General features: G+C 67.4%; 18 protein-coding genes. 8 read left to right on the top strand and 10 right to left on the bottom strand.

Annotation, left to right across the window (positions count from 1 at the left end):
• The first annotated feature begins 95 nt into the window (after positions 1 to 95).
• Entirely contained in the window at positions 96 to 1,235 is a 1,140-nt protein-coding gene (locus ACT6SE_RS19500) for a hypothetical protein (RefSeq protein ID WP_046432896.1), read from the top strand.
• An 80-nt stretch (positions 1,236 to 1,315) separates the two neighbouring features.
• Here the strand turns inward: ACT6SE_RS19500 and ACT6SE_RS19495 are convergent, their stop codons facing one another.
• Positions 1,316 to 1,810: a MarR family winged helix-turn-helix transcriptional regulator gene (locus tag ACT6SE_RS19495; RefSeq protein WP_014648685.1), complete on the bottom strand. Its 495-nt coding sequence runs from the start codon at positions 1,808 to 1,810 to the stop codon at positions 1,316 to 1,318.
• A gap of 129 nt (positions 1,811 to 1,939) precedes the next feature.
• On the opposite strand from ACT6SE_RS19495, the gene hppD reads away from it, so the two are divergent.
• Together hppD and hmgA are read left to right on the top strand one after the other, a co-directional pair.
• Positions 1,940 to 3,052: a 4-hydroxyphenylpyruvate dioxygenase gene (gene hppD / locus ACT6SE_RS19490; RefSeq protein WP_014648684.1), complete on the top strand. Its 1,113-nt coding sequence runs from the start codon at positions 1,940 to 1,942 to the stop codon at positions 3,050 to 3,052.
• An 85-nt stretch (positions 3,053 to 3,137) separates the two neighbouring features.
• On the top strand, positions 3,138 to 4,436 hold the full coding sequence (gene hmgA / locus ACT6SE_RS19485) for a homogentisate 1,2-dioxygenase (protein WP_032957134.1): 1,299 nt from the start codon (positions 3,138 to 3,140) through the stop codon (positions 4,434 to 4,436).
• Positions 4,437 to 4,520: 84 nt separating this feature from the next.
• On the opposite strand, the gene ACT6SE_RS19480 is transcribed toward hmgA, so the two are convergent.
• The gene (locus tag ACT6SE_RS19480; RefSeq protein WP_046432894.1) at positions 4,521 to 5,063 is read right to left on the bottom strand and encodes a hypothetical protein; all 543 of its coding nucleotides are present in this window, start codon (positions 5,061 to 5,063) and stop codon (positions 4,521 to 4,523) included.
• A 125-nt stretch (positions 5,064 to 5,188) separates the two neighbouring features.
• On the opposite strand from ACT6SE_RS19480, the gene ACT6SE_RS19475 reads away from it, so the two are divergent.
• A complete protein-coding gene (locus ACT6SE_RS19475; RefSeq protein ID WP_046432891.1) occupies positions 5,189 to 5,845 on the top strand; it encodes a hypothetical protein in 657 nt (218 codons plus the stop codon).
• 72 nt (positions 5,846 to 5,917) lie between these two features.
• Positions 5,918 to 6,877 carry a sodium:calcium antiporter gene (locus ACT6SE_RS19470; protein ID WP_046432887.1) on the top strand — a complete coding sequence of 320 codons (960 nt, stop codon included), beginning with the start codon at positions 5,918 to 5,920 and terminating at the stop codon, positions 6,875 to 6,877.
• A 74-nt stretch (positions 6,878 to 6,951) separates the two neighbouring features.
• Here the strand turns inward: ACT6SE_RS19470 and ACT6SE_RS19465 are convergent, their stop codons facing one another.
• The 8 genes from ACT6SE_RS19465 to ACT6SE_RS19430 all read right to left on the bottom strand — a co-directional run bounded on the left by ACT6SE_RS19465 (position 6,952) and on the right by ACT6SE_RS19430 (position 14,766).
• Positions 6,952 to 7,341: a Na+/H+ antiporter subunit G gene (locus ACT6SE_RS19465; protein WP_014648679.1), complete on the bottom strand. Its 390-nt coding sequence runs from the start codon at positions 7,339 to 7,341 to the stop codon at positions 6,952 to 6,954.
• Complete coding sequence (locus ACT6SE_RS19460) at positions 7,338 to 7,622, bottom strand: K+/H+ antiporter subunit F (RefSeq protein ID WP_006399171.1); 285 nt, start codon at positions 7,620 to 7,622, stop codon at positions 7,338 to 7,340. Before ACT6SE_RS19460 ends, ACT6SE_RS19465 begins: the two co-directional genes overlap by 4 nt.
• Positions 7,619 to 8,125, bottom strand: a complete 507-nt coding sequence (locus ACT6SE_RS19455) for a Na+/H+ antiporter subunit E (protein WP_032957141.1) — start codon at positions 8,123 to 8,125, stop codon at positions 7,619 to 7,621. Before ACT6SE_RS19455 ends, ACT6SE_RS19460 begins: the two co-directional genes overlap by 4 nt.
• Entirely contained in the window at positions 8,122 to 9,657 is a 1,536-nt protein-coding gene (locus ACT6SE_RS19450; protein WP_046432882.1) for a monovalent cation/H+ antiporter subunit D, read from the bottom strand. The genes ACT6SE_RS19455 and ACT6SE_RS19450 overlap by 4 nt, the downstream gene beginning before the upstream one ends.
• Positions 9,654 to 10,046: a Na+/H+ antiporter subunit C gene (locus ACT6SE_RS19445; RefSeq protein WP_046432880.1), complete on the bottom strand. Its 393-nt coding sequence runs from the start codon at positions 10,044 to 10,046 to the stop codon at positions 9,654 to 9,656. The genes ACT6SE_RS19450 and ACT6SE_RS19445 overlap by 4 nt, the downstream gene beginning before the upstream one ends.
• The gene (locus ACT6SE_RS19440) at positions 10,046 to 12,874 is read right to left on the bottom strand and encodes a monovalent cation/H+ antiporter subunit A (RefSeq protein ID WP_014648675.1); all 2,829 of its coding nucleotides are present in this window, start codon (positions 12,872 to 12,874) and stop codon (positions 10,046 to 10,048) included. The genes ACT6SE_RS19445 and ACT6SE_RS19440 overlap by 1 nt, the downstream gene beginning before the upstream one ends.
• A gap of 333 nt (positions 12,875 to 13,207) precedes the next feature.
• Positions 13,208 to 13,693 (bottom strand): Mpo1 family 2-hydroxy fatty acid dioxygenase, encoded by a 486-nt coding sequence (locus ACT6SE_RS19435; RefSeq protein WP_014648674.1) that lies wholly within the window; start codon positions 13,691 to 13,693, stop codon positions 13,208 to 13,210.
• Between the two features lie 146 nt (positions 13,694 to 13,839).
• Complete coding sequence (locus tag ACT6SE_RS19430; RefSeq protein ID WP_014648673.1) at positions 13,840 to 14,766, bottom strand: phosphoribosylaminoimidazolesuccinocarboxamide synthase; 927 nt, start codon at positions 14,764 to 14,766, stop codon at positions 13,840 to 13,842.
• Between the two features lie 144 nt (positions 14,767 to 14,910).
• Here ACT6SE_RS19430 and ACT6SE_RS19425 point away from each other — a divergent pair, with 144 nt between their 5' ends.
• The 3 genes from ACT6SE_RS19425 to ACT6SE_RS19415 are packed head-to-tail and all read left to right on the top strand — an operon-like array spanning position 14,911 to position 16,513.
• On the top strand, positions 14,911 to 15,240 hold the full coding sequence (locus ACT6SE_RS19425; protein WP_005411327.1) for a J domain-containing protein: 330 nt from the start codon (positions 14,911 to 14,913) through the stop codon (positions 15,238 to 15,240).
• A gap of 57 nt (positions 15,241 to 15,297) precedes the next feature.
• A complete protein-coding gene (rpe, locus tag ACT6SE_RS19420; RefSeq protein ID WP_040006972.1) occupies positions 15,298 to 15,972 on the top strand; it encodes a ribulose-phosphate 3-epimerase in 675 nt (224 codons plus the stop codon).
• A gap of 58 nt (positions 15,973 to 16,030) precedes the next feature.
• A complete protein-coding gene (locus tag ACT6SE_RS19415) occupies positions 16,031 to 16,513 on the top strand; it encodes a GNAT family N-acetyltransferase (protein WP_046432872.1) in 483 nt (160 codons plus the stop codon).
• The last annotated feature ends 172 nt before the right edge of the window (positions 16,514 to 16,685 follow it).

The raw sequence follows: 16,685 nt of genomic DNA, 5'->3' as shown, positions 1-16,685 counted from the left end.
ACTCTCTGAATCGGCGTCTCAACTTCACCGTGAGCACGCCGTTACCGGCAAGGACCTCAGTCGACATCCCGTCGATGCAACCTTCCGGAACGCCCATGCACAGCGACCACGCCGAACGATTGCCCGAACCCGCCAGCGACCTGGCCGAGGGTGGGGCAGGCGAGGGCGTGACCCTGCCGCCGCAGGAAGCGCTGCTGGATGACGCCGGTACCGGAGAGGACAGCGTCGACCTGGCGCCGCCACGCCATCGCCTGCCGCAGATCGCGCTGCCCGACAACGTGGTGCTGAAGGGGGCGGTGCAGAAGCTGGTCGAGCAGAAGTCCCGGCTTGATGCGCTGGCCGCCGAAGGCCAGCTGGCCGGGCTGCTGCCGCCCGAATGGCAGGGCCACGGCGCGCGCGCGATCGAGCTGTCCACCTTCATCCAGGGCGTGCTGCCCTTCCTGCAGACCGGCGAGCGTGGCGAGACCGCCCCCGCGCGACTGCCGGTGCGCCATGTGTTGGGTGACGACAGCCGCTGGGGCCTGGACGATGCGGCCGAACCGAAATCACTGGCGTGGTATCTGGCCAGTGACGAGCGCGCCACGGCCGGCAGCAAGGATGTCGCCGAGGCGTATCTGGTGGGCGCACTGGGCCTGGCGTGGATGCAGGAAGGTCGCAGCCGCCCCGGCTTCCTGCGCGCGATGGGCCAGGACAGCCTGGCCGCGCGGGTGACCATGCTCGGCTATCCGCCGGCCAACGAACTGGCGCTGTACAGCGTCACTGCGCACGGCCAGCCGCAGATCTGGTGCGTGCACGGGCGCCGCCGCATGCGCCCGCTGGTGGCGCCGTGGTTGAGCGTGCCGCTGCTGACCGCCTACGGCGTGCCGGCGCCGGTTGCGTGGCCGTCCAGCTTCCCGCCGGTGGAAGCGGTGGCCGAGCTGCTGGCGACCGCCCGCCTGGGGCGCGCGCTGCCGGAAGTGGACCTGGCCAAGGCCGTGGCGAAGATCGCCGAGGACGCCGCCTCTGACGCCTGGCAGCCGGTCAGCCTGCTGCAGCTCAACACCTGGTCACCGCGCTGGCACTTCTTCCTGGGCACCTTCGTCGGCCTGCCGTCGTTGCTGCTGGTGGCGGCGGCGCTGGCGCTGCCGGGGGCGGTCGAAGCAGCGACGGTGGCCGCCTCGCTGGGCTTCGCCGGCGGCGCCATCGCAGCACTGGCCGTGCCGTGGATCCACGCACGCCGCAAGCACCTCAGCTGAAAAAAGGGGACGGAGGGGATTAAGCCGCAATCAGCACAGGTGTGTCCAAAGCGACTTAATCCCCTCCGTCCCCTTTTCTTTCAGACGCCTTCGCCCATCCGCTCCAGGCCTTCGCCGGCCAGGCGCAGGATCAGCTTTTCCAGCACCTGCTCTTCCTCTTCGCTCAGCACCGACATCAGCTTGCGGGTGATCTCGATCACCATCGGCGCGATGGTCTCGTACACCTCGAAACCGGCGGCCGACAGCGCCAGCACCGAGCGGCGGCGATCGTCGCCGTGGGTCTCGCGCTTGATGAAGCCGCGCTCCAGCAGGCGGGCCACGGCGCGGCTGACCGCCACCTTGTCCATCGCCGTGCGGTCGGAGACCTCGCTGGCCGAGGAGCCCGGGTACAGCGCCAGGATGGTGATGACCCGCCACTCGGGGATCGCCAGACCGTAACGATCGCCGTACAGCTTGGCGATGTTGCCGCTGACCCGGTTGGACAGCACGCTCAGCCGGTACGGCAGGAACTGTTCCAGGTCGAGCAGGACGTGCGAGGCACGCAGGCGGGTCGAAACGGGATCGGCGGGGCTCATGTTGCGGTGCACCTTGCTGGTGGTTTCAAGTGTAACTATAAGGGGTGGGTCCAGACCCTGCATTCTCGCCGGGTCCCTACCTGCCCGCACCTGGTTTGTACCGATGCGGTACCGATTCGGAGCCACGCCATGAATACCGCAGTCCCGACCGCCTCGCATCCCAACCCCGGCATGCAGGTCACCACCTTCGAGAACCCGATGGGCATCGACGGCTTCGAGTTCGTCGAATTCGCCGCCCCGGCCGGCCGTGGCCAGGAGCTGCACGAGTACTTCCGGAAGATGGGCTTCAGCGCGGTGCTCAAGCACAAGCAGCGTCCGATTACCGTCTATCGCCAGGGCGACGTCAACTTCCTGGTCAACGAAGACCCCGATTCGTTCGCCGCCGACTTCGCCGAAAAGCATGGCCCCTGCGCCTGTGGCTTTGCCATCCGCTTCAAGAAGCCGGGCCAGGAGGTCTACCAGACCGCGCTGGGCAACGGCGCCGAAGCCATCGCCTTCAAGCCGGACAGCAAGGCGGTCAGCGCGCCGGTCATCAAGGGCATCGGCGACTGCATGCTGTACCTGGTCGACCGCTATGGCAGCGCCGGCAGCATCTACGACGGCGACTACGAGCCGATCGCAGGGGCCGACCTGCACCCGTTCGGCTTCGGCCTGACCTTCATCGACCACCTGACCCACAACCTGTACTTCGGCAACATGCAGCAGTGGTCGGACTACTACGAGCGCCTGTTCAACTTCCGCGAGATCCGCTACTTCGACATCAAGGGCCTGAAGACCGGCCTGGTGTCCAAGGCGATGACCGCACCGGACGGCATCGTGCGCATCCCGCTGAACGAATCGTCCGACCCGAAGAGCCAGATCAACGAGTACCTGGACGCGTACAAGGGCGAGGGCATCCAGCACATCGCCTGCTTCACCGAGAACATCTACGAGACCGTCGAAGCGATGCGCGCGCAGGGCGTGGATTTCCTCGACACGCCGGAAACCTATTTCGACGTGATCGACCAGCGCGTGCCGAACCACGGTGAAGACGTGGCGCGCCTGGCCAGGAACAAGATCCTGATCGACGCCGATCCGGAAACCCACCAGCGCAAGCTGCTGCAGATCTTCACCCAGAACTGCATTGGCCCGATCTTCTTCGAGATCATCCAGCGCAAGGGCAACGAAGGCTTCGGCGAAGGCAACTTCACCGCGCTGTTTGAAAGCATCGAGCGCGACCAGATCCGCCGCGGCGTGCTGTAAGGTCCGCAGGCAATGTCAGCGTCCCGCCGGCATTGCCTGTCCGAATGGTAGTGCCGGCCGCTGGCCGGCAATCTCTGGAGTTCCCATGTCCCCCGCCATCACCGCCCGCGGCTACCAGTCCGGCTTCGGCAACGAATTCGCCACCGAGGCCGTCGCCGGCGCGCTGCCGGTCGGGCAGAACTCACCGCAGAAGGTGGCCCACGGCCTGTACGCCGAACAGCTGACCGGCACCGCCTTCACCGCGCCGCGCGGCAGCAATCGCCGCAGCTGGCTGTACCGGATCCGCCCCGCGGTGACCCATGGCGAGTTCACTCCGTTCGCGCAGTCGCAGCTGCAGTGTGATTTCGGCGCACAGCCGGCTTCACCGAACCAGCTGCGCTGGAGCCCGCTGCCGCTGCCGGAGCTGCCGACCGACTTTGTCGAAGGCCTGTACACGATGGGTGGCAACGGCTCGCCCGACGCGCATGCCGGCGTGGGCATCCACCTTTACGCTGCCAACCGCGACATGGTCGGCCGCTACTTTTACGACGCCGACGGTGAACTGCTGATCGTGCCTCAGCTGGGCGCACTGCGCCTGCTGACCGAGCTGGGCGTGATCGAGATCGAGCCGCAGCAGATCGCGGTGATCCCGCGCGGCGTGCGGTTCCGCGTGGAACTTCCCGATGGCCCGAGCCGCGGCTACATCTGCGAGAACTACGGCGCGCTGCTGAAGCTGCCCGACCTTGGCCCGATCGGTTCCAACGGCCTGGCCAACCCGCGTGACTTCGAGACCCCGCACGCGGCGTTCGAGGATGTCGATGGCGATTTCGAACTGATCGCCAAGTTCGAGGGCCGCCTGTGGCGCGCGCCGATCGACCATTCGCCGCTGGACGTGGTGGCCTGGCACGGCAATTACGCGCCGTACCGCTACGACCTGCGTCGCTTCAACACCATCGGTTCGATCAGCTACGACCATCCGGACCCGTCGATCTTCCTGGTGCTGCATTCGCCCAGCGACACACCCGGCACCAGCAACATGGACTTCGCGATCTTCCCGCCGCGCTGGCTGGTGGCGCAGAACACGTTCCGCCCGCCGTGGTTCCACCGCAACATCGCCAGCGAGTTCATGGGCCTGGTGCATGGCGCCTACGACGCCAAGGCCGAAGGCTTCGTGCCGGGTGGCGCATCGCTGCACAACTGCATGAGCGGTCATGGCCCGGATGCGCCGACCTTCGACAAGGCCTCCAATGCCGATCTGTCCAAGGCCGATGTGATCAAGGACACGATGGCCTTCATGTTCGAGACCCGCGCGGTGATCCGCCCGACCGCGCAGGCGCTGGCCGCCGGCCATCGCCAGGGCGATTACCAGCAGTGCTGGAACGGCCTGCGCAACAACTACCGCTGACCCGGAAAAGGGGACGGAGGGGATTAAGCCGCAATCAGCACACGTGTGCCTGAAACGACTTAATCCCCTCCGTCCCCTTTTTCTTCAGGCGGCCTCGGTGAACGCGTCGCAATGCTCCAGCGGCAGCGCTTCCAGCAGGCGTTGCCGCACACGCTGGCAATAACCCTCCGAGGTCAGCCCGGGCAGCATCTGCATCGCCGAGTGCAGCACCTGCAGTACTTCACTTTCGGCGCGCGCCTGCTGCAGGTCGCGGAACAGCGCCGCCGCCTGCGGGTGGCGCTGCATTTCCAGGATGCCCAGTACATAGATGCGCGCGGCCACCAGCGAGCGGCGGCGCTCGCTGCCGGTTGCGGGTGCAGCCGGTGCCGCCGCCGGCGTGGTGGGTGCCGGTGCTGCCGCGTCTGCGGGTGGTGGCGGTGCGGCTGTGGCGCCGGTACCGGTGCTCAGGTAGCCGGCCTGCACCAGCTGGATGACCATGGCGGGCGCGTCCTGGCCGAGCAGGCCGGTCAGGTCGGCGATGCTGCGCTGGCCGTCGCACAGGATCAGCAGCCGCCGCTGGCGCATGTCCAGCGGCGCGCGATGGGCCTGCAGCGCGGTTCGGGCGAGTTCGGTCTTGCGCGGTTGCATGGAAGGGACAGCCAAGTCGGTGCACGCCGAGCCTGAACGAAGGCGATGAAACCGCGATGACAATGCAGCGCCTGCACACGGGATGGGCTAGCGTGCAGCCATCTTCGTGCCAGGGAACCGCACCGATGAAGCACCTTCCGCTTGCTGGTCTGTTGCTCCTTTCGCTCACCGCCTGCAGTGCTGGCCCCGACAAGCAGGGGGCGGCCGGCAGTGGCAGCGACACCCCGGCCGAAACCGCCTCGGCGACCGGGCCCGCGCAGTCGGCGGATCCCGACCTGGCCGCCCGCCCGGCCAACGACCTCCGCAAGGACAGTCCAGCGCGCCTGGACGGCTTCGGCGGCGTCACGCTGGGCGCCGGCATCGCCGAGGTCCGCAGCGGCTTCGGCACGCCGCTGCAGGGACTGGGCACCGACGCCAATGGCAAGCCCCTGCCGGCCGACGACAGCAACGACGGCTGCTACTTCCTGCGTCCGCAGGGCGCCGAAGACCCTCGCCTGATGATCGAGGCACGCAAGCTGGTGCGCTACGACGTGCGCAGTGCGGCGATCGTCGCTCCGGGTGGCGGCAAGGTCGGCATGACCCTGGGCGAGCTGCAGGTGCTGTACCCCGAGCGCGCCGACGTCGGCCCTGACAAGTACGACGAGAAGGCGCAGCACCTGCGCGTGCGACCGGCGCAGGAAGGCGGGGCGGTCATCGACTTCGCGCTCGGCGCCGATGGTCGGGTCAGCGCCTGGCGCGTCGGCCAGACCCCGCAGGTCGATTACGCCGAAGGCTGTGGCTGATCCTTGATCCACCGCCCAGCGATGCGCTCGGGCCAAGCGTAGAATCGCGCCACCACTGCTGGGGAGTGCTCGATGATCGCCATTGCCATTGCCTGGTTCCTGCTCGGCCTGCTGTTGCTGGCGCTGGGCGGGGATTCCATCGTCAAGGCCGTGTCCGGCCTGGCCCAGCGCTTCGGTGCCAGCCCGTTCACTGCCGGGCTGCTGCTGCTCGGGGTGACCACCTCGTTGCCGGAACTGGCGGTCAATGCGCGTGCGCTGGCGGTCGGCCAACCGGAGCTGGCACTGGGCAATGCCGTGGGCAGCAGCATCGCCAACCTGGGCTTCACCCTGGCGGTGGCAGCCATCGCCGCGCCCCTGTTGCTGCGCGCGCGCCTGCAGACGGTGCTGTGGTGGTCGCTGCTGGTGGCCGGCGTGCTGCTGGTCCTGTTCGGGCTGGATGGTCGCCTGGCGCGCTGGGAAGGCGGCGTGCTGGTGGCAGGCTTCATCGTCATGCAGGTGCTGCTGCTGCGCCGCGGCCGCGTTGAGCGTGCCGAGGTGCAGGCGGCCATCGCCGAGTCCGCCCTGAGCCGCACCAGCCTGCCGTTGAACGTGCTGCGGGTGCTGATCGCAGCGCTGACGCTGTACTGGGGCGCGCGCCTCGTCGTGGGCGCCGCCGCTGACTTCGGTGCCGCGCTGGGCTGGACACCGCTGCTGGTCGGTCTGCTGCCGGTGGCGATCGGCACCGCACTGCCGGAGGTGGCAACCGCAATTGCTGCCGCGCGTCGCGGCCACGGCGACATGGTGCTTGGCCACGTGCTGGGCTCCAGCGTGGTCAACCTGCTGCTGGTGATCGGGGCGATGGCGGTATTGCAGCCGTTGGCGTTGCCGGCCTCGTTCGTGCGCCTGGAACTGCCGGCACTGCTGGCGTTCGCCCTGGTGCTGTACCCGATGCTGCGTGGCGATCTGAAGATCAGCCGCAGTGAAGGCGGAATCCTGCTGGTCGCGTTCGCCGGCTGGTTCGTGCTGGAGCTGCTGCTGGTCGGCGCGGCATGAGGTAGTTCCGGCCGCTGGCCGGTAACCTCACTGCCTCTGACGGAACCCTTGCCACTGCCGGCCAGCGGCCGGCACTACCGGTTCTGCGTGGCTTCCTCTTCCCGCGCCGGTTCCGGCGGCGGAAGCTGTTCCTCGGCAGCCGGCTCGTTGCCCGGCAGGCTGGGACGGGTTTCCATCAGCAGCGACAGCGCCGCCTTGGCCATCATGTGGGCGCTGATCGGCGCGGTGATGAACAGGAATACGGTGATCAGCAGCTCGCGCGGCTGCGGGTCCTGGCCCAGGAAGATGTGGTAGCAGACCGAGCACACCAGCACGCAGCCCACGCCCAGCGTGCTGGCCTTGGTCGGCGCGTGCAGGCGCTTGAAGAACGTGGACAGCTTCACCAGCCCCAGTGCGCCGACCAGGATGAAGAAGCAGCCGAACAGCAGCAGGATCGACAGGCCGATCTGGATCGCGGTGATCATTCGACGATGTCCCGGCGCAGCACGAACTTGCTCAGCACCACGGTGCTGCCGAAGCCGAGCATGGCGATGACCAGTGCGGCTTCGAAGTAGATCGCGGAGTTGAGGTACATGCCGAACAGCATCAGCTCGGCAATGGCGGTCACCGACAACGTGTCCAGTGCGAGGATGCGGTCGGGCACGGTCGGTCCGCGCAGCAGGCGCCAGGTGGCCAGCAGCATGGCCAGGCCGACCACGTGCATGCACACCACCAGCGTGGTCTGGATGATCTGGAATCCAGTCATGGGAAGATCTCCATCAACGGCGCCTCGTAGCGGCGCTTGATCGTATCGATCAGGTCCTGTGGGTCCTCCAGGTGCAGCACGTGCACCAGCAGGAACTTGCGGTCGTCGCTGAGCGCGGCCGAGACCGTGCCCGGGGTCAGCGTGATCATGCTGGTCAGCGCCGCGATGCCGTGGATGTTGGCGATGTCCAGCGGCAGCCAGATGAAACCGGGGTGAATCTTCTTCTCCGGGCCCAGCACCTGCAGGGCCACGCGGATGTTGGACATCAGGATGTCCCACAGGGTCACGCATACCAGCTTGGGCAGCGGCCGCAACGTGCCGATGCGCGCGAACTCGCGGTCCAGGCGTGCGGCGAACAGCGGCACCACCACGCCCAGCACCAGCCCCAGCACGATCTGGCCGAGGGTGAAGCTGTCGGACATCAGCAGCCAGAACGCCACCACCATGATGCTGAGCATTGGCGAGGGAATCAGGCGACGGAACAGGGAGCGCTGGGCGGTCATGGCTGGCGGATCTCCGGTGCGGTCGCGCGCAGCTGCTGCACGTACTCGCCCGGTTGCAGCAGCTGTGCGGCGGTGGCGTCGGTGTAGCGCATCAACGGTGCAGCGGCCAGGGTCATGGCGATACCGTAGGCCAGCAGGATGCACGCGGCGTACAGCTCCACCCGGCGCAGAGGAGCCTTGCGCGGCTTCGGTGCCTCCGGATCGACAGGCGGCACGCGCCAGAACAGGCGGATGCCGCCGCGGGTCAGGCCCATGATCACCAGCAGGCTGCTGACCAGCACCGCGGTCCAGACCGGAGCGGTGTACTGCGCCGGCATGCCGGCCAGCAGTGCGGCCTTGGCCAGGAAACCGGACAGCGGCGGCAGGCCGGCCACCGACACCGCGCCGATCAGGAACAGCACGGCGGGTGTCTCCTTGCCCGGCATCGGCGCGACCACTTCCTTGCGGTCGCTGGCACCGCCGCGACGACGGCGGATCAGGTCGGCGATCAGGAACAGCGCGGCGGCGACGAAGCTGCTGTGCGGCAGGTAGTACAGGCCGGCCGACAGCACCTGCGGTGTGCCGACCGAGAAGGCGATGAACAGCGTGGCTGCCGACACGATCACCAGGTAGGAGATCAGCACGCGCAGGCGGGTCGCGGCGAGGGCGCCCAGGCCGCCCAGCACCAGCGTCGCCACACCGGCCCACAGCAGCCAGTCACGGCCGTAGCCGGCCATCGCGCCGGCATCGTCGCCGAACCACAGCATCTGGATGCGCAGCACCGAGTACAGGCCGACCTTGGTCATGATCGCGAACAGCGCAGCCACCGCCGCCGGTGCGCGTGAATAGGCTTCCGGCAGCCACAGGTACAGCGGCATCAGGGCGGCCTTGGCGCAGAACACCAGCAGCAACAGGCCCATCGTCGCCTTCACCAGGGTCAGCTGCGCCGGCGGTACCTCGGCGATGCGCTGCGACAGCTCGGCCATGTTCAGCGAACCCAGCGTGGCGTACAGCAGGCCCAGCGCGATCAGGAACAGGGTCGAGGCGGTGACGTTGAACACCACGTAGTGCAGGCCGATGCGCATGCGCAGGCCGCGGCCACCACTGAGCAGCAGGCCGTAGGAGGCGATCAGCATCACCTCGAAGAACACGAACAGGTTGAAGATGTCGCCGGTCAGGAACGCACCGTTGAGGCCGACCAGCTGGAACTGGAACAGCGCATGGAAGTGCGGTGCGCGGCGGTCCCAGCCCGAACAGGCGTGCAGCAGGCAGGGAATGGCCAGCAGCAGGGTGGTCAGCAGCATCCACGCCGACAGCCGGTCGGCCACCAGCGCGATGCCCAGCCGCGACGGCCAGTCGCCCAGCAGGTAGACGCTGATCTCACCACTGGCGGTGGTGGCAAACAGCAGGCCCACCGCCAGCGCCAGCGCCGACAGCGCGGTCCAGGCCACCGCGCGCTGCACCCTGGGGCCATAGCGGCGGTGTTCGACGAACAGCGACAGTGCCGCACCCAGCAGCGGAATCAGGATCGGCAGGATCACCAGGTGGTTCATGCGCGGTCCTCGCCCTGGCGTGGTGGAACGCGCTCATCCTGCAGGTCGTCATCCGGCTCGTGGGCGTCCACATGGTCGCTGTGGTTGTCGCTGCGGCTGCGCATGGCCAGCACGATGCTCACCGCGGTCATCGCGAAGGCGATCACGATCGCGGTCAACACCAGCGCCTGCGGCAGCGGGTCGGTGTAGTTGCCCAGGTGGCTGTCCACGCCGTCCTGCAGTACCGGCGCCTTGCCCAGCACCACGCGGCCACCGGCGAAGATCAGCAGGTTGGTCGCATAGGACAGGAAGGTCATGCCGAGGATCACATCGAAGCTGCGCGCACGCAGCAGCAGGTAGATGCCGATGGCGGTCAGCACGCCGATCGCGGTAGCCAGGGCCAGTTCCATCAGTGCATCTCCCCGGTGCGTGCCGAGCGGCGTTGCAGGTCGATCTCACCCTTGCGGGCGGTACGGGTACGCGATGGCTTGATCGTGCCCATCATCGACAGCATCAGCATGGCACCGCCGAACACCACCAGATAGACGCCGATGTCAAAACCAATCGCACTGGCCAGCGGCACGTCGCCGATCAGCGGCAGGTGCAGGTCGAGGTGGCCGCTGGTCAGGAACGGCACGCCGAACAGCATCGACGCGCTGCCGCTGAGCAGGGCGATCAGCAGGCCCATGCCGATGCAGCGGATGTAGTCGAAGCCGAAGCGCGACTCCACCGACGCGGTGCCCTGGATCACGTACTGGATCAGCAGCGGCACCGCCAGCACCAGGCCGGCGATGAAGCCGCCACCCGGCGCGTTGTGGCCGCGCAGGAACAGGAAGATCGACACGGTCAGGGTCAGCGGGAACATGATCTGGGCCAGGTCGGCCGGCACCGGCAGCTTGATCGGCGGGCCGGGCATGATCTGCTCCGGCGCCATCCGCGTGCGCCGCAGCAGGGCATGCACCACCAGCGCGGCGATGCCGAACACGGTGATCTCGCCGAAGGTATCGAAGCCGCGGAAGTCGACCAGGATCACGTTGACCACGTTCTGGCCATAGGCCTCGGGCAGGGCACGGGCGAGCAGCTCGCCGGCCATGGTGTTCGGCGGCAGGGTCATCGCGGAATAGGCCAAGGCGCCAAGTCCGGCACCGGCGATGATCGCGATCACCGCGTCACGGCGCTTGCGCCAGCGCGGCCGCTCCGGCCCGGACTGCGCAGGCAGGTAGTTCATGCCCAGCAGCATCAGCACCAGGGTCACCATCTCCACCAGCAGCTGGGTCAGGGCCAGGTCCGGCGCGGACAGGAACACGAAGGTCAGCGCCACCATCAGGCCGACGCCGCCGACCAGCAGCACCGCCAGCAGGCGCTGCTTGTAGATACGCAGGGTAGCCACCGCGCAGGCCATCATCACCAGCCACAGCGCCCAGCCGAGCAGCGGGATCGGCTGTGGCCTGGTCCAGTTCGGCGAGGCGGGGTTGGCCACGAACGGCGCGGCGGCGGCCACGATCGCCACCAGCACCAGGCCCAGCAGCATGCGCTGAAGGCTGCCGTTGGCGATGCCGTTGGTCAGGCGCATGGCCAGTGCGGAGATCGCGTCCAGCTGCGCATGGAACACATTGCGGCCAGTGCTGACGTTGGTCACGGCGTGCAGGTTGATCAGCTTGCGCAGGCCGAAGTACAGCGCCACGCCGCCGATCACGCCGATCGCGCTCATCGCCAGCGGCAGGTTGAAGCCGTGCCATACCGCCAGGCTGTACTCGGGCATGGCGTCGCCGAGGATCGAGGCCGCAGCGGCGTGCAGCACCGGCGCTACGGTCAGTGCCGGTGCCACGCCCACCGCCACGCAGATCACCACCAGCAGTTCCACCGGCACCTTCATCCAGCGCGGCGGTTCGTGGGGCACGCGGTCCAGGTCGTGCGGGCCGGGGCCGAAGAAGGTGTCGTGCACGAAGCGCAGGCTGTACGCCACCCCGAATACGCCCGCCAGCAACGCTGCGATCGACACCGCCGTGCGCATGATTCCCGGGCCGCCGGCCGTGATCGCTTCGGCGAACAGCATTTCCTTGGACAGGAAGCCATTGAGCAGGGGGATGCCAGCCATCGCCAGCGAGGCGATGATCGCCAGCGCGCTGGTGAACGGCATCAGCCTGCGCAGGCCTCCCAGCTTGCGCATGTCTCGGGTACCGGTCTCGTGGTCGATGATGCCGGCGGCCATGAACAGCGAGGCCTTGAAGGTGGCGTGGTTGAGGATGTGGAACACGCCGGCCACCACCGCCATCGGCGTGGACAGGCCGAACAGCAGGGTGATCAGGCCCAGGTGGGAAATGGTCGAGTACGCCAGCAGGCCCTTCAGGTCATGCTGGAAGATCGCATTCCAGGCGCCGATCAGCAGGGTCAGTGCGCCGATGCCGCTGACCGTGTAGAAGAACAGGTCGCTGCCGGCCAGTGCCGGATGCAGGCGCGCCAGCAGGAACACGCCGGCCTTCACCATGGTGGCCGAGTGCAGGTAGGCCGAGACCGGGGTCGGCGCCGCCATCGCGTGCGGCAGCCAGAAGTGGAACGGGAACTGCGCGCTCTTGGTGAAGATGCCGGCCAGTACCAGGAACAGGGCGTAGGGGTACAGCGCGCTGGCGCGGATCTGCTCGCCAGCGGCCAGCACCACGTCCAGGTCGAAGCTGCCGACGATGCGGCCGATCAGCAGCACGCCACCGAGCAGGGCCAGGCCACCGCCACCGGTGATCACCAGCGCCATGCGTGCGCCTTCGCGGGCGTCCTGGCGGTGCGACCAGAAGCCGATCAGCAGGAACGAACTGATGCTGGTCATTTCCCAGAAGATCATCAGCAACAGCAGGTTGCCCGACAGCACCATGCCCAGCATGGCGCCCATGAACAGCAGCAGGTAGCAGTAGAAGCGGTGCGCGTTGTCCTGCTGGCTCAGGTAGTAGCGCGCATACAGCACCACCAGCGCGCCGATGCCGAGCACCAGCCCGGCGAACATCCAGGCCAGCCCGTCCAGTCGCAGGGTGAAGTCCAGCCCGAGCTGCGGCAGCCAGGGCACCAGGGTGCGGACCACCTGGCCATCGAGCACCGACGGGGTCAGCCAGCCGAGGATGGCCAGCCCGCCCAACGGCGCCAGCGCCGCCAGCCAGGCAGCAGTCGAGCGCGAACTACGGGGGAAGGCCGCAACAGCCGCTGCCATCAGGAACGGCAGGGCCAGCAGCAGGGGCAGGCTGGGGAGCATGCAGGGAATCCATGATTCACGAGCAGGTCAGGGAGGATAACAGGCTGCGAAATGTCGCCGAAACCCATCGAACAGCGATCAATTGCATGTAACGTTCGCTGATTCATTTTTTCTGCGATGCAACATCACATTCCTGCATCCCTTCCCTGGCTGCCCTCGGGGGACACCCTACGCCCACGCAGGGAGACCGCAGGCCCTGTCGCACAGGGGCTGCCGTCGACGGGCGGGCAATGGGGAGCGGATCACCGGCGCAGGCTGGCAGGGCTCCCGTGGACTACGGGTGACGGAATCCGCCCGTTCAGGAAACGACGGCCGCTGTCGGCCGCCGCCAGGTCAGTAGCGCCAGTCCAGCTTGCGGTAGAACTTGGCCATCACCCAGGCCGGGCCGATCAGCAGGTAGGTCAGGTCGGTCAGGAAGCTGGGCTTGCGGCCCTCGAATTTGTGGCCGATGAACTGCGCGATCCAGGCCACCACGAACACGCCCACCGCCAGCCAGCGCAGGGCCTGCAGGCCGATCTCGGCCTCCAGCAGCCGGCACAGGCAGCCGAACACGAAGAACTGGATGAGCATGCCGATGCCCAGCGGGCGCGACAACTTGTTGTAGAAGCACCACGCGCTGAACATCGCCAACGCCGACCAGATGCCGTACTGGAACCAGGTGATCAGCGGCGGCAGGCACCACAGCAGGGCCACCACCGACCACAGGATCGCCGGGACCGCCACCACGTGGATGCGCTGGTTGATCACATTGCGGTGGTCGTCGGAGTAGCTGGCGAAATAGCGGTCGATCGGCCGCGCAAGCTGGGTGGATGTCTGCATGCTGCGTCGCTTCCTCGGGCAACGGTAGTGCCGGCCGCTGGCCGGCACTCCAGAGCATAGCCGAGTTCGCGAGGTTGCCGGCCAGCGGCCGGCACTACCGCGATCAGAGCGCCCCCCGCCTTTCCGGCCGGGGGGACGCGGGGGGATCAGTCGACGCTGATCCCGGCCAGGCGCTGCAGCGCCTCGGCGTACTTGGCGCGGGTGCGCTCGATGATCTCGGCCGGGATGCTCGGGCCCGGGGCGGTCTTGCCCCAGTCCAGCGTCTCCAGGTAATCGCGCACGAACTGCTTGTCGTAGCTCGGCGGGCTGGTGCCCACTTCGTATTCGTCGGCCGGCCAGTAACGGGAGGAATCCGGCGTCAGCATCTCGTCCATGATGTACAGGCGGCCATCGGCGTCGGTACCGAACTCGAACTTGGTATCGGCCAGGATGATGCCGCGCTCGCGGGCGTAATCGGCCGCGAACTTGTAGATGCGCAGGGTGGCGTCGCGCACGCGCTCGGCCAGTTCCGCACCGACCTGCTTCACCATCGCATCGAAATCGATGTTCTCGTCATGGTCGCCGACGGCGGCCTTGGTCGAGGGGGTGAAGATCGGCTCCGGCAGCTGCTCGGCCTGGCGCAGGCCGTCGGGCAGGTCGATGCCGCTGACCTTGCCGGTGCGCTGGTAGTCCTTCCAGCCGCTGCCGATCAGGTAGCCGCGGGCGATCGCTTCCACCGGCACCGGCTTCAGCTTGCGGGTGACCACCGCACGCTTGGCGTACAGGGCTGGGTCCACGCCTTCGGGCAGCACGCTGGCCACGTCGATGCCGGTCAGGTGGTTGGGCATCAGGTGCGCGGTCTTGGCGAACCAGAAGTTGGAGACCTGGCAGAGCATCTCGCCCTTGCCCGGAATCGGGTCAGGCAGGACCACGTCGAACGCCGACAGGCGATCGGTGGCGACCATCAGCAGGTACTCGCCCGGCGGGGTTCCGGCTGGCAGCCGCTCGCGCGGGATATCGAACACATCACGCACCTTGCCGCGATGGCGCAAGGGCAGGCCGGGGAGATCGGATTGCAACAGCGTGGTTGGCACGGGCACTCCTGGGGCGTTGTCGATACGGCTGCTGCCCAACGGACCCGGCGGGCCCGCTGACCAGCGGGCGGCCTAGTGTAAAGCGGTCCGGGCCCGCTGTGACGTAAAATGAGCGTCCATTTCGTCGGTCGACCCCGGAGCGCCATGCGCTGGTACGGAAAACTGCTCGGATTCATCGCCGGCGCCCTGCTGTTCCGGCCCAATCCGCTGTTCGGCGCGGTGGTCGGCCTGTTGATCGGCCACGCCTTCGATTCGGACTGGTTCCGCCTGAACAAGGAGAACCCGTACCGGGAGCTGGGGCTGACCTCCGAGGCCACCGATGCCGAGGTCGAGCGCGCCTACCGCAAGCTGATCTCGCAGTACCACCCCGACAAGCTGGGCGGTGCCGCCCCCGAGCTGCAGCAGCAGGCCGAGCAGAAGTCGCGGCGGATCAATGCCGCCTACGACCGCATCAAGACCCTGCGCAAGCGCTGATTCCAGAGTCCCGCCTGCGGGCGGGAGAACCTTTTCCCCGTTCCGAAGGCCCCGGCCATGTCCAACTGCCTCATCGCCCCCTCCATCCTGTCCGCCAACTTCGCCCGCCTCGGCGAGGAAGTCGACAACGTCCTCGCCGCTGGCGCGGACTGGGTCCACTTCGACGTGATGGACAACCACTACGTGCCGAACCTGACCATCGGCCCGATGGTCTGCCAGGCGCTGCGCAAGCATGGCGTCACCGCGCCGATCGACGTGCACCTGATGGTCGAGCCGGTGGATCGCATCATCCCGGACTTCGCCGAGGCCGGTGCCACCTACATCAGCTTCCACCCGGAGGCGAGCCGCCACGTGCACCGCACCATCCAGCTGATCCGCTCGCTGGGCTGCAAGCCGGGCATCGTGCTCAATCCGGCCACTCCGGTGGACATCCTCGACTGGGTGCTGGATGACCTGGACCTGGTGCTGCTGATGTCGGTCAACCCGGGCTTCGGCGGCCAGGCCTTCATCCCCTCGGCGCTGGACAAGCTGCGCGTGGTGCGCAAGATGATCGATGCCAGCGGCAAGGACATCCGCCTGGAGATCGATGGCGGCGTGAAGGCCGACAACATCGGCGAGATCGCCGCTGCCGGCGCCGACACCTTCGTCGCCGGTTCGGCCATCTTCAACGCCAGGACCAGCTACCAGGATGTGATCGCGCAGATGCGCGCCAACGTCGCTGCGGCACGCTGACAAAAAGGGGACGGAGGGGATTAAGCTCGCCTGATCCCCTCCGTTTCCTTTTCCGCCCATGGCACTGTTGAACATCCGCCCGGCCACCGTCGCCGATGCGGGATTGATCCTGCATTTCATCCGCGAGCTGGCCATCTACGAGAAGGCCGAGCATTCGGTGCAGACCGATGAGATCGGCATCGCCGAGAGCCTGTTTGGTCCCGATGCCACGGCACGCGCACTGATCTGCGAAGCCGACGGCGAGGCCATCGGCTATGCGGTGTATTTCTACAACTATTCCACCTGGCTGGGCCGCAAGGGCATCTACCTGGAAGACCTCTACGTCAGCCAGGAAAAGCGCGGTGCGGGCGCCGGCAAGGCACTGCTGAAGTACATCGCGCGCCAGGCCGTGGCCGAGGGCTGCGGCCGTTTCGAATGGTCGGTGCTGGACTGGAACACCCCGGCCATCGAGTTCTACACCGCTGCCGGTGCCAAACCGCAGGACGAGTGGACCGTCTACCGGTTGCAGGGCCAGGCGCTGCACGATTTCGCCAACGGGTGAGATGACGTGCATCCACGCTTGGCGTGGATCTACTGCTGGGCAAAAAAAAAAGCCACGCCAATCACTGGCGTGGCCTCGCTGCATGCGTGGGAGGCTGATCCTGCCTCCATCCATCGTCCCTGCTATGGCCTTCCATTCTCCAGCAACTGAATGACACCTGCGTGACATTCAC

It is taken from the genome of Stenotrophomonas sp. LC732 (assembly GCF_052446685.1).
GTDB classification, from domain to species: Bacteria; Pseudomonadota; Gammaproteobacteria; order Xanthomonadales; family Xanthomonadaceae; genus Stenotrophomonas; species Stenotrophomonas muris.
This window is presented reverse-complemented; position numbering and strand designations above follow the sequence as displayed.

Coding starts and splice junctions, on each gene's coding strand:
- ACT6SE_RS19500 (WP_046432896.1), top strand. CDS start 96: ATGCACAGCGACCACGCCGAACGATTGCCCGAACCCGCCAGCGACCTG.
- ACT6SE_RS19495 (WP_014648685.1), bottom strand. CDS start 1,810: ATGAGCCCCGCCGATCCCGTTTCGACCCGCCTGCGTGCCTCGCACGTC.
- hppD (WP_014648684.1), top strand. CDS start 1,940: ATGAATACCGCAGTCCCGACCGCCTCGCATCCCAACCCCGGCATGCAG.
- hmgA (WP_032957134.1), top strand. CDS start 3,138: ATGTCCCCCGCCATCACCGCCCGCGGCTACCAGTCCGGCTTCGGCAAC.
- ACT6SE_RS19480 (WP_046432894.1), bottom strand. CDS start 5,063: ATGCAACCGCGCAAGACCGAACTCGCCCGAACCGCGCTGCAGGCCCAT.
- ACT6SE_RS19475 (WP_046432891.1), top strand. CDS start 5,189: ATGAAGCACCTTCCGCTTGCTGGTCTGTTGCTCCTTTCGCTCACCGCC.
- ACT6SE_RS19470 (WP_046432887.1), top strand. CDS start 5,918: ATGATCGCCATTGCCATTGCCTGGTTCCTGCTCGGCCTGCTGTTGCTG.
- ACT6SE_RS19465 (WP_014648679.1), bottom strand. CDS start 7,341: ATGATCACCGCGATCCAGATCGGCCTGTCGATCCTGCTGCTGTTCGGC.
- ACT6SE_RS19460 (WP_006399171.1), bottom strand. CDS start 7,622: ATGACTGGATTCCAGATCATCCAGACCACGCTGGTGGTGTGCATGCAC.
- ACT6SE_RS19455 (WP_032957141.1), bottom strand. CDS start 8,125: ATGACCGCCCAGCGCTCCCTGTTCCGTCGCCTGATTCCCTCGCCAATG.
- ACT6SE_RS19450 (WP_046432882.1), bottom strand. CDS start 9,657: ATGAACCACCTGGTGATCCTGCCGATCCTGATTCCGCTGCTGGGTGCG.
- ACT6SE_RS19445 (WP_046432880.1), bottom strand. CDS start 10,046: ATGGAACTGGCCCTGGCTACCGCGATCGGCGTGCTGACCGCCATCGGC.
- ACT6SE_RS19440 (WP_014648675.1), bottom strand. CDS start 12,874: ATGCTCCCCAGCCTGCCCCTGCTGCTGGCCCTGCCGTTCCTGATGGCA.
- ACT6SE_RS19435 (WP_014648674.1), bottom strand. CDS start 13,693: ATGCAGACATCCACCCAGCTTGCGCGGCCGATCGACCGCTATTTCGCC.
- ACT6SE_RS19425 (WP_005411327.1), top strand. CDS start 14,911: ATGCGCTGGTACGGAAAACTGCTCGGATTCATCGCCGGCGCCCTGCTG.
- rpe (WP_040006972.1), top strand. CDS start 15,298: ATGTCCAACTGCCTCATCGCCCCCTCCATCCTGTCCGCCAACTTCGCC.
- ACT6SE_RS19415 (WP_046432872.1), top strand. CDS start 16,031: ATGGCACTGTTGAACATCCGCCCGGCCACCGTCGCCGATGCGGGATTG.